This window comes from Salinivibrio sp. HTSP, from assembly GCF_003390965.1.
Classification (GTDB): domain Bacteria; phylum Pseudomonadota; class Gammaproteobacteria; order Enterobacterales; family Vibrionaceae; genus Salinivibrio; species Salinivibrio kushneri.
In genome coordinates, this window is record NZ_PXUD01000025.1 from 84236 (window position 1) to 95728 (window position 11493).

The following is an 11493-nucleotide window of genomic DNA, read 5'->3' on the forward strand; positions in this document are numbered from 1 at the left end:
TCGTGGAAAGCAACCCCAACACGATCGATTGACTAAAAAACGAACAGCTTAATGCTGTCTATATGGCGGTTTTTCACTCGTGTTGCGATAAATGTGCGATACTCGTAACACCTTGACCGCATGGGTATGATGGGGGATCCGCTTGGTAGCAACTTTATTGGCGTTCACAGGAGAGCAGTCGTGATCACGGTAGACAAACATGAGGGCTTATCAGTTAGGGTGGCTGTACTCAACGAGGAAGTCAGTGCCCAAGAGGTTGAGTTTTATCTCTTTGTCCCTGGTGAGCTTAAGTTTGGTAAGCATGTGCTGTCTGAAGATGAATTCTATTACCGTGTTCTCACCAATAGTCGGACGTATTTTACGTCTCGTTATCATCTGCCCTTGGTACATGCTCGCCTGGCCAGTCGTGACAAACTGCCAACCGAACAATATCGAGTGAGCTTGAGTCTCTATGCGTATCAGTATGCGCTATCGCTCGAAAAAGCGACGCATGATTTTTTTGAATCCGTTTCTGGGCTCGAGGATGAACAGGCGCTAGAGCAATTAGAAGACACGATAGAGATGGCGGTGGAGATTTTGCGACGACTCCGGCGCTACAAACCGCAAAACACCAAGCTACTCAAGTATTACCATAATATAGATAATTATTTATCTTGGTTGACGGAGCAACGTTTTCTGTCGTTATTGGCCCATATGCCGCGTGGAAACGTCTACAAGGATGTACGCCAGCAATTGATTGAATTGTGCCAAGCCGAAGAGGCGCACCGTCTCGTCAACCGTTATAACTCGGATAAAGCGCGCCGCGATCCCACCCGTATGGTTAATAAGATGCGCCTTGCGCGCCGTTTGATTGAGTTTCCCGTGACGATTCGCCAAGTGCCGCAGGCGCTAGGCAAAAACCTAAACAAACTGGCTAAAGCCACTGCGACGGCGTTTGTGATGCTATTTGTCACTACCGTTATTGTGCGTGCACGCCAATACTTAGGCGAAATTACGTTATCGTTCGTGTTGGCGATGGCGGGTGTGTATGCGTTGCGGGAGATCTTTAAAGATGACCTACGTGATGCGTTGTGGCGCTGGATTCGTAAAGGACGTCCCAAGTGGCGAAAGCGCTTTATTGATCCTACATCCAATCGACAAATAGGTCGGCAGTTAGAGTGGCTAGATTATATTGATTATGCTGCTCTGCCAGATGAAGTGAAAAAACTGCGGCGTGGTAAGCTTCGTCAACGAGAAGAAGCGGTGGTGAGGCTGAAAGTGAAGACACAGCTCGAGACGACCCGTTTTTTGTCGGGCTATGACACCACCCGTGACGTGTGGAAGTTTGACTTCCGCTCTTTTTCTCGCCTCATGGATCGCGGTAGTCAGCGCTTATACCGGCTCAATGAAGGTCAGGTACTCAAAGACTCGGTAGAGAAGCGGCATCAATTTAACCTGGTTAGTTGTCAGCGGATAAAGGGGCAGCCGACGGTATATCAGCGTTGGAAAATTACGGTTAACCGTTCAAAAGTGGTCGACATTGAAGAAGTGTTTGATTAATCATTAATCAACTCCCTGTCTTGATGATTTAAGTGATCGATGCAGAACGCATAAAAGTCTAGCGCCGATAGCGGTTTGGCGAAAAAGTAGCCTTGAAATTCATCGACGCCCATCTGTTTTAGACTGGTGAGTTGCTCTTGTGTTTCGACGCCTTCGGCGACCACGCGAATACCGAGTTGGTGTGCCATATAACAAATGGTATCTACCAGCACATGCTGGCGCGATGTATGGGCCATGCCGGTGACAAACGAGCGATCAATTTTGACTTTATCAAAATTCAGATGGCTGAGTACGGACATGGATGACCAACCGGTGCCGAAATCATCCAGTGCGATCCGAATACCGACATCGCGCAGTTGATTCATCAACAAATTGAAGCGGCCCATATCTTCAATGGTCATCGTCTCTGTCACCTCAAAAATCAGTTGTTTACGTTGCTCGGGGTGGTCGGAAAAGACAGTGATGACATCGGCAATTAAGGACTCGTTGAAAAATGAATCGGAGAGATTGATGGCGATATCAATACGTTCATTGATGGTCTGCCATTCGGTGTTTAATGCCAAATAGACTTGGCGCAAAAGCCAAGCGCCTAGTGCCCGACCCAGGCCTGATTCTTCGGCGATATTGATGATGAGGGCTGGGTTTATAGGGCCAAATTCAGCATGGTCCCAACGAATCAAACACTCACAGCCAAGGCGTGTTGACGTCGCCGCCACCATGGGTTGGAACAATACATAGAGTGCATCTTGATAGGGGTCGTCGAGGTGCGCCTTGAGTTCATCGCGTAATTGACGACGTTGCTTGGCTTCTTGCTCATACTCCGCTTTGAAGATATCAACACTATCTTGTGTCACAGGCGCTTTCTTGGCCTTCATCAGGGCGAGATCGGCGTTGTTAAGTAGCTGGTTGGCAAACTGGCGGTGATTCCTGATGACATTATCATCCAAATCGAGGCTCTTAGCGACACCGATGGCTACCGCTAATCGATGGCCGGGATAGACACTGTCGATCGCGCTTCGCAGCGCGTTGCACAAAGGTTGAGTAAAAAAGCTCAGGTGGCGATTGTCGGTGTATGCGAGAACCGCAAATTCATTACTACTGATCCGTGCGCAAGGATAGCCGTAGGGCAAGCACATGCTTTTCAGCTCATTGGCTAACTGCGTCAGCGCGAGATCGCCTTGCTCATAGCCCATCAGATCGTTTATGTCTTTAAAACGACGAACATCGATCAACAACAAGGTATGAATTTGTTTTTTATCAGCGGCTTTGTAGAGGTATTCCAGCAGATAGTTGCGATTGGGTAGACCGGTAAGACTGTCGTGCCATGCCATTTTCTGTTGCTTGCTGCTGTTACGGTAGAGGCGATAGGCAAACAGTATCAACAACACCATCAGTATAAAAATGACCGCATACATGGTTTGTAACTGGTGCTGTAAAAACGCGCGCTGCTCGATAGCGGCAGGGCCGGTGAAGTTATTCACCATCAGGTTACGCACTTGCGGTAGAACAATATCCATCTCATGCAGAAGGGCTTCTAGCCGCTGACTGTTACCATTCAATACCGCTTGCTCATATTGCTGAATTAAACGAAACGCGCGCTGCACCACAGGCTCAGCATCAAAGGCCCGGCGCATGGGCGCGGCCTCTTGGCTACTTAAAAACGTATCATAGCGACTCCACAAGATGTCATAAGAGAGGATAAGAGACTGTTTATCTGATGCGGTGGCGAGGTACAAGGCAAGCTCATTACGGAATTCTAAGGTTTCGAGCTCCATTTGTGCGAGTGCCCATGCGGACAATTGGGTATGAAGGGCTTGCCGTGCGTAGGCATTGTGAAACTGGTAAAGCGCCCCGGCCGCGAAGGCTAAAGTGGTAAATACAAAAATGATGAAACCAATAAGAGGGCGCTTGACCATGCCGTTACAATCCTTTACTACTGTGTGTTGCCTAGCAAATTTGTGGTTTGGTCTAGAGGCTCGTGGTGCAGGCAAAAACCGGGATTGAGCCCATCAGTCCGTTGTTATTCTTTTCCTAATACTTCGATACGGTTCACTTGCCACACCATGCGGCTATGTAAAATCTCATTGTCGTATTGATTAAACTCGGATAATGGGTAGACAACCCAAATCGGCCCTTTGTCACGAATAGGCATCCATTCGCCGTTTTTCTTTATGGCGAAGACCGGGTTGTACTTATTGATCTCGTCAGTCGGTATCTTAGACCAATAATCATTGAGGGCGTGAACTTTCAATTCATGGCCTTGCTTGTCGAGATTCTTCAACAATTTTTGTGCTGACACGCCGAGAAAAACCTGTTTACCTTCCGTCCAAGGGGTTTTCGTTTCAATCGTACGATCAGCCAGCTGCATCAGCTCTTCACGGGTAAACGAGTGCTTGGCGACATCGCCATAAAGGGTCAAAATAGTTCTCGCTTTAACACCATGACTGACCAACATCAGGCACAACAGCGCGAAAAAGATGAGCAGGTTGGGAAAACGGCTTTTGCTGATCGTTTGCCTGGGATCGTACGTTGTCATGTCACACTCCTTATTTCTCTATCTTTTTAAAGCTAGTTTGTGATTAAACCTAACTCAAGTCAGAGCGACGACCGCAATGATATACGTTCCGAGGGAAAATGGGAAAGCATGTCGCTTTTCTTGGTTTACGTGATGTTAATGGCTTTTAAATGAATGTGCTTTATGGAATCGATGGGAGTAGACAATAGTCACATGGATAACCGTTAGGTTTAAAAAGAAAACTGCCCAGGCGCAGTGCTAGGGCAGTTTAGCAAAGCCCGATAAAAGGCATCAGCCAGTCGGGCAACAAGGGGCAAGCGAAGGAGTCTTGTCACTAAAACCATAGACCCCGATCTCGCTTGTGTCTAATTATTTTTCAATTATCGGCGCGACCTGCTTGTTTAAATAGGCAATAATATCGTCTGACTCGTACATCCAGTGCGCCTCACCGCTTGCCTTTTGAATACGCAAACAGGGGACTTTGACTCGCCCACCCCCTTGTTCAAGCTCCTGCCGCGCGTCTATATCACGCTTCGCATCTTTGGTGTTCAGCGGTAAGCCGAGTTTGCGGCTGGCCTGGCGCACTTTTACACAAAACGGACAGGCCGCAAATTGATACAAGGTAACTTGCTGCGCCAAGGTGTCGATAGCCTGTTTTTGTGTCGCGCTCAGCTGAGGTGCCTTGGGTTGAGTCAACGACTCAATCACCAGAATAATCTTGCCTAGGATCCAACGAATAACGCCCATATAACCTCCATGCGTTTACAACGGCATAGAGTGTAACACGTGATATCTGTTTGCCTATCTCGAGGCTGCATGATTTAACCTCAACCGTGCTTGTAAAAAAACAAAGCGTTTCTCTATGAGAACAGTTTTGCGTTGTGTGCGCTGATCGGCCTGTTAAACTATTGTTTCACTTACCTCATGATAAAAAGCAAACGATTACGAGAGCATTATGACACTGCAAGCCATTGACTTTAATGCGCCTGATGCCGAGCAGGCCTTTGTTAAATCCCTACGTGAAACAGGGTTTGGTGTATTAAAAAATCACCCGTTACAGCAACAATGGGTCGCTGATATCTATCAGCAATGGGAAGGTTTCTTTAATACCGAAGACAAGCATCTGTTCACCTATAAACCCGATACGCAAGACGGCTTTTTTCCCGCCAAAGTCGCAGAAACCGCGAAAGGTCATACTAAGCGCGATTTAAAAGAATTCTTCCACTACTACCCTTGGGGGCAGTGTCCTGACGCACTGAGAAGTGATCTACAGTCTTATTACGAGCATGCTACGCATTTAGCAGAAACCTTGCTGTCATGGGTTGAACGTCAGTCACCGTCTGAAGTGAGTCAGCACTACTCACAGCCATTGTCCAGTATGATTAATGGCAGCCAACAGACCTTATTGCGTGTTTTACATTACCCACCGTTAAAGGGTGATGAAGAGCTTGGGGCGATTCGAGCGGCTGCTCATGAAGACATTAATTTGCTGACAATATTACCGGCTGCCAATGAGCCTGGCTTGCAAGTGAAAGCAAAAGACGGGAGCTGGTTAGATGTGCCTTGTGATTTTGGTAACTTGATTGTCAATATCGGTGATATGCTTCAAGAAGCATCCGGCGGATACTTCCCTTCTACCACCCACCGTGTCGTGAACCCGGAAGGCGCGGATAAAACCAAAGCGCGTATTTCGTTGCCGCTATTTTTGCACCCTAAGCCAGATGTGGTGCTGTCTGATCGCCATACTGCCAACAGTTACTTGATGGAACGCCTCCGTGAGCTTGGCGTGATCGAGTGACACGCTTGTTAGGCTTGCCGAGGCCAATTGGATCCTCGGCAAGTCATGTCTACTTATATTCCTCTCAGTGTATATTCTACCGTTATCGTAGTGCGTCTTCGACACGTTGCGCGGTTTGTGCATCGACCCACTGATGCCAAACGGCAGGGTAGCGCCGAAGAAACTCGTCTGCGGCTATTTCACCGTCCGCTTGATAGGTATCCATCCAAGCCAGCATGTCACTCATTACTTGATTATCGTATTCGCGGCGGTTGATATACTCGAATGCTGCTGGTGCTTGCTCAGCAAATGATGCTGTGGTTAGCGAGTGCACGGGAGAGGTGGGAAAGGCGGTGACCTGGGGCGATTGACAGTCTGCTTGAGTGATACATTGTTTGTAGTGCGCTAAATTGACATCGGCACCCAAGTCGACTTCAACCATTTCATATTTTCCCATCACAGGCGTCGGCGCCCAATAATAACCAAACCAAGAATTTTTTCGCTCATTGGCACGCGCGATGGTGCCGGCTAAGCCTGCTGCAGAGCCAGGATCGACAATTTCAAAGCCGGCTTTGTCCAACTCAAGGGCGTTAAAAATGTGTTGGGCTGAGATTTGACATGTCCACCCCGCCGGGCAGCCCATGAATGCGGCTTTATCAGGATCTTCTGGATGAGGGAACAGCTCTGGATGCGCTTTGATGCCTTCAATCGTCGCTAACTCGGGGTGTTGATCGACCATGTATTTGGGAACCCAAAAGCCCTCGTTGCCACCTTGTGAGAATACATCGCCTGCGTACCGTAATCGTCCTGCTTGCACGCCTTTGTCCAACATCGCTTTGTGCGAGTTTGTCCAAAACTCTGGCGCTATATCTGGCTCGCCTTTTTCCGTCATTGAGACGCCGGTAGGCATGGTATCGCCTGGGACAAGAGAGACATCACACCCATATCCATACGCTAAGATAAATTGATCAACATGTGCTATTAATGTGGCTGAGTTCCAATTCATATCCGCGATAGAAACCTTGCCACATGCCGCTTGATCGCTGGCTTGGGCGAAGGGGGAGCAGACCAGCATTGTGCTGAACAGTAGCCGTTTTAGCGTCCCTTTCATGATGTGTCCTTGATAGATGCGTGCGTTATGAATCGAAAAGTAACATGGGTGAATAGTGCGATCTATACTCAGGGCAACCGATCTTGATGAAAATACTGAAATTCATATTAACGGAATATAACGAACGTCATTATGCCCAGAAAAGAACAACTCAATGCGATAGAAAAAAACCAAGAAGTCATCGCTTTAGCTGTCACTCAAGCGATACTGAAGTTGGGGGTGGCAACCTTGGTGCGTGTTCATATTCAGACACCGACTAAAGCTCTATTTCGATTTAATGGCTTGTTGATTGGTAGTGATGGGCAACGTTTTTGTTATCTGCAACTGCCTAAATTGTCGGCCCAACAGAAAAAGCAGTATTTTGGGGTCGGTTATAGTTTACGTCTTCATGGTGTTTCTGCCGATGGATCACTGATTCGATTTGGTGGAAAAGTACAAGGCTTGATGGAGGCCCACCACACCCTTTTATGTGTCGAGCTTATTCGTGAGGGGGCCAGTGAGACCCCTTTACGCCAAGATAAGCGTTTCAATGTCGACTTGTCTGCGCTGTTAACCATCGATGGAAAACCTGATATCTCGGTGACAATACATGACTTCTCTGTCGGCGGCTGCTTGTTTTCTTATCGCGCTGTTGGCTTGCAACTCGATGAGGCGCAAACGGCATCGTTGAGTTTGACCGACACCACTGCAAGTCAAGATATGGGTATCAGTGGCGTTATAATGAACTGCCGTTTGATGGGCGGTCGCTATCATTGTGGGTTTCAATTTGATGAACGCTCTAAGTCACGAAGCGCGTGGTTGGTCACCAATTTAGACTACGATGGTGGGCAATATCGTCTGTCGATGCCTCACAATGATGGCGAGCTGACGTCCAGTCTTTCCTAGCGCCTATCTACGACTGAGATAATGGTCTACGACTGAGACAATGGTGTGACCCGCAATACACTGCCATTTCTTCTATCAGTGAGGATGAGTAAACTGCCGTCACGTGCTTGGATCACATCGCGAATGCGGCCAAACTGACCGTCGAACATTCGTTCTTCATGTGTGACTTGGCCGTTCTCCAGCTCTAACCTGACGAGTAAGCCAAACTTTAACGACCCGAGCAGTAAATCCCCCTTCCACATGGGAAACTGCTGGCTGTTCACCATCGTCATGCCTGATGGTGCGATAGAGGGATCCCAGTAATACACAGGTTGGCGCATGCCAGGTTTGGATGTGCCTTCTCCGATTTGTGTGCCCAGCCCATAGTTAACGCCATGTGTTATGGTCGGCCAGCCATAGTTTTCGCCGGCGAGGATAACGTTGAGCTCATCGCCACCTTGGGGACCGTGCTCATGGGCCCAAATACGTGTACCTGTGCTATCGAGGGCGATGCCTTGGATATTTCGGTGCCCGAAACTAAACACTTCAGCACGTTTGTCATTCACCTGTGTGAAAGGATTAGTCTCTGGCACTGTGCCATCAAGATTAAGACGCACGAGCGTGCCTAGGTGATCGTCGGCAAATTGCGCGCGATCGCGGTGGCCACGGTCGCCGAGCGTGATATATAGATGCTCAGCAGTGGCCAATAAGCGACTGCCAAAATGGCGCCCGCCACTGCGCTTTGGAAAGGCTTTGAAAATAACACGACTGTCAATCAGTACATCCTTAGACAGTGTGGCCATCATTACCTCAGTCCCGGCTTGTCCTCGCTCGTCGACGGCGGCGTAGGAGAGATATAAACGCTGGTTGGTCGCAAAATCAGGTGCTACGGTAATATCTAATAGTCCTCCTTGTCCCTCTTGAAACACGTTTTTTGGGGTGCCTAAAATGGGGACGACCAATCCATTGGGTGTCAGCCGTTTAAGCTTGCCGTTGCGCTCGGTAATCAGTAGATCGCCATCCGGAAGCTCAGTGATCCCCCATGGGTGAGAAAAGCCGGATTTCAGTGTTTCAACACGAAGGCTCACCGCCTCCGTGTTGATGGTTTTCGCCACTGCAGCCCCTATTGTTCCTAGAAACAGAACCACCAAGCACAATGAATGCGACAGACGCATTACTCACCTCCCATTAATGTGTGCGTAGCTTTTCGTACAAGCGGTCTTTGAGGTGCGCGCGCTGTCGTTTCATCGCGGTAAAGACATCGTCGCTGGTGGGAATTTGGTTCATCTCTAGACCACGAATATGGTGATCGAGTTGATGATAGCGGTGTGCATCGAGCTGAAACGCGGGGTCATGTTGCTTAAGATAATGGATACGATCGCGATGCTCCGGGAAATCAAAAACGAGTGCGTGGTTTTCTCCTTGCATAAAGCCTCCTTTTATCGGCCAACTCCTTCTAAGGTTAGGCCTGCTTACGCCATTATCCAAATTTCATCGATGAGAATCACGGTAACCTAGCTGGCGAGTTGACTCGGTGTTTGTCTTTTCCGGGAAAGCGATGCGTTGGCCATCGGTCTTCAGAAGGCCAATGGTGTGTGGAGAGCCATCTTCATTGAGGGTGACTAACCCCACGGCACTGGCATTGACCAGCCGCTTAGGGCCTGGCGTATCAGGATCGCGCCGATCAATGCGCATACGCTTACGTTTAGTGAGCCAATTCAGTGGAGACAGTGGGCTGAATAAAACGCGATCGCACCACTCGCAAACGGTGAGGAGTGGCTCGGGGAAGCGATTTTTGAATCCACTAGCGGTTATTTGCCACAAGCGCGGACTATGGGTGCGAAATCGGATTCGGATATCATAAGCAAACGAGTAATGCACATCCCCAGATAAAATCACATAATTGGTGGGTGTACGTTGATGGCGAAAAATACTCAGCAGGGTGTTGGCACTCCCTGGGTGGGCCATCCAGTTCTCGGCGTCGACGACAGTGGGGACGCCCAGCCAGGTCGCGACTCGTTGCAATACCTCAATAAACTTAACCCCGAACATGGGGGCAGCAGAGACAATCACTGCGCTATCATGCCTTAACAGATCATGTTGAAAATCCATCAGTGCTTCCCAGTCCATCAGGCCCGACGGCTTATTCATTCGTGACTCAGAGCGCCAGCGACGTGTGCGTGTATCTAACACGACGAGATGTGGCGTTGTTGGCACCGTGTAATGCCAGTGTTCAAAACGCAGACATTGCTCCACCATGGCCTGATGAGCCTCTGTTTGTGTGTCCGAGTCGCGAATATCAATGGGCTGATAGGTGCTTTGGCGGGCCGTAGTGAGAAAGTCTTGACTAAAGTTGTCGGGGGCATTGCCCCAACCTTGGCACAACCAATACGCCATGAGGCCATTGCCGATAATACGGCGAGAAAAGGGGTTAAAATATGCGGCTTGCTCCCATCCGACGGTGATATTCCAGTCATCTGTGATGTCATGATCGTCAAAGATCATATAGGTTGATAGGTGTGCGAATAGTCGCTGCACCTGAGGCAAGCCGGCGCGAAACACATCCAAGGTGGCTTTTTCTTGTTGATAGCGCGCGCGTTGGTCGTCGGTGAGTCCACTGGGGGATTGATGGTCAGCGCTGTCTGTTAGTTTCCAAGGAACCGGCGACCATACCAGCAAATACATGGCGACATGCTCTGCAAAGCTTATCAAGTGATTAGAGACGGTTTTGGAGGTAAAAATAGGCAGTGGTTGCCCAAATAGTTTTTCTAAGCGGTTGCCCCTTTCTGCACGCTGGTTAGGGAGGAGTTTGCCACGTTGAGCATAGCTGTCCGGGTGTGTATCCAACGCCCGGCAGTCGACAATGGGCGCGTCTTCAAAAGACTCATTTTTGAGATCTAATACGGCAATTAACCGGCGAATACGCTGCAGCATCGGCGTGGCGACATCATCGGCATAGATTTGATCGCCACTCATAATCAACATATTGGGCCATTGTGTCATCGGGGTCGTGGCCAAATGTTGGTCGAGGGTCACGAGGGCATCATCGCAGCGATGGTGCGGATGTCGGCACGAGCCATGCGCGATATGGGTGGCTTTTGAGGGAATACAAAAAGAGGGAGCGCGTTCGTTGTCATATAAGACATCCGGTTGGATGTCCGCTATTCCACTGCCGTTGATCTGTATGTCGTATGATAATGGTCGATCGACGGGAAACCCATGCGCTGAACGGAGATGATGAAGTACGACCCAAGCATGCGCGCCAATACGAAACCAATGTCCAGCTGACAACGGCATGGATGCTAATATCTGGTTGTGCTGATAAACGGAGACGGTGCCATCGTCGGGCTTTTGTGTCAGCACTGACCATAAGGTCACTTCATGCTGTGTCGTCCGCCGTAGCATGGGGCCGGCAATAAACAGTGGGAGCGATGTGTCTTTGTCCAATGTCTCTGGGTCCTCGAAGTCAGCTACAATGTCGTATATTTGCACTTTTACCTACGTCAGTGCAAAGGTGATCGTTTAATCGTCTGATTTGTTGCCTTTTTAGCCATTCGAGCCGAGTGTGTGGGGATTTATTGAAAAAAGGGTTGCACCGAGATAATGGATTGCCTATCATCTCGCTCGTTGTCGCAAAGACGATTCCCCCATAGTTCAGTTGGTAGAACGCCGGACTGTTAATCCGTA

The 11493-nt window shown here is 49.0% G+C and carries 10 protein-coding genes; 3 read left to right on the forward strand and 7 right to left on the reverse strand.

The window, feature by feature from the left end; genetic code table 11:
• Window positions 1-180: 180 nt before the first annotated feature.
• The gene (locus tag C7A19_RS05210; protein WP_069360943.1) at window positions 181-1539 is read left to right on the forward strand and encodes a hypothetical protein; all 1359 of its coding nucleotides are present in this window, start codon (window positions 181-183) and stop codon (window positions 1537-1539) included.
• On the opposite strand, the gene C7A19_RS05215 is transcribed toward C7A19_RS05210, so the two are convergent.
• From C7A19_RS05215 to C7A19_RS05225, 3 genes are all read right to left on the reverse strand, one after another.
• Window positions 1536-3455 (reverse strand): phosphodiesterase, encoded by a 1920-nt coding sequence (locus C7A19_RS05215; protein ID WP_116644378.1) that lies wholly within the window; start codon window positions 3453-3455, stop codon window positions 1536-1538. The genes C7A19_RS05210 and C7A19_RS05215 overlap by 4 nt on opposite strands.
• A gap of 104 nt (window positions 3456-3559) precedes the next feature.
• Window positions 3560-3994, reverse strand: coding sequence for an oxidoreductase (locus C7A19_RS05220; RefSeq protein ID WP_116644382.1), 435 nt, complete (start codon window positions 3992-3994; stop codon window positions 3560-3562).
• Between the two features lie 429 nt (window positions 3995-4423).
• Window positions 4424-4801: a glutathione S-transferase N-terminal domain-containing protein gene (locus C7A19_RS05225; protein WP_077600108.1), complete on the reverse strand. Its 378-nt coding sequence runs from the start codon at window positions 4799-4801 to the stop codon at window positions 4424-4426.
• 208 nt (window positions 4802-5009) lie between these two features.
• Here C7A19_RS05225 and C7A19_RS05230 point away from each other — a divergent pair, with 208 nt between their 5' ends.
• The gene (locus C7A19_RS05230; RefSeq protein ID WP_069360947.1) at window positions 5010-5852 is read left to right on the forward strand and encodes a 2OG-Fe(II) oxygenase family protein; all 843 of its coding nucleotides are present in this window, start codon (window positions 5010-5012) and stop codon (window positions 5850-5852) included.
• A gap of 82 nt (window positions 5853-5934) precedes the next feature.
• Here C7A19_RS05230 and C7A19_RS05235 read toward each other — a convergent pair whose 3' ends face one another.
• The gene (locus C7A19_RS05235; RefSeq protein WP_106407277.1) at window positions 5935-6906 is read right to left on the reverse strand and encodes a glycine betaine ABC transporter substrate-binding protein; all 972 of its coding nucleotides are present in this window, start codon (window positions 6904-6906) and stop codon (window positions 5935-5937) included.
• 168 nt (window positions 6907-7074) lie between these two features.
• Between C7A19_RS05235 and C7A19_RS05240 the strand changes: the two genes are divergently transcribed.
• A complete protein-coding gene (locus C7A19_RS05240; RefSeq protein ID WP_077457147.1) occupies window positions 7075-7827 on the forward strand; it encodes a PilZ domain-containing protein in 753 nt (250 codons plus the stop codon).
• A gap of 26 nt (window positions 7828-7853) precedes the next feature.
• On the opposite strand, the gene C7A19_RS05245 is transcribed toward C7A19_RS05240, so the two are convergent.
• The 3 genes from C7A19_RS05245 to C7A19_RS05255 form a co-directional block, all read right to left on the reverse strand.
• Window positions 7854-8981: a PQQ-dependent sugar dehydrogenase gene (locus tag C7A19_RS05245; RefSeq protein ID WP_116644379.1), complete on the reverse strand. Its 1128-nt coding sequence runs from the start codon at window positions 8979-8981 to the stop codon at window positions 7854-7856.
• A gap of 13 nt (window positions 8982-8994) precedes the next feature.
• On the reverse strand, window positions 8995-9234 hold the full coding sequence (locus tag C7A19_RS05250; RefSeq protein WP_116644380.1) for a DUF465 domain-containing protein: 240 nt from the start codon (window positions 9232-9234) through the stop codon (window positions 8995-8997).
• Between the two features lie 63 nt (window positions 9235-9297).
• Window positions 9298-11211, reverse strand: coding sequence for an alkaline phosphatase D family protein (locus C7A19_RS05255; RefSeq protein WP_116644383.1), 1914 nt, complete (start codon window positions 11209-11211; stop codon window positions 9298-9300).
• Window positions 11212-11493: the final 282 nt, after the last annotated feature.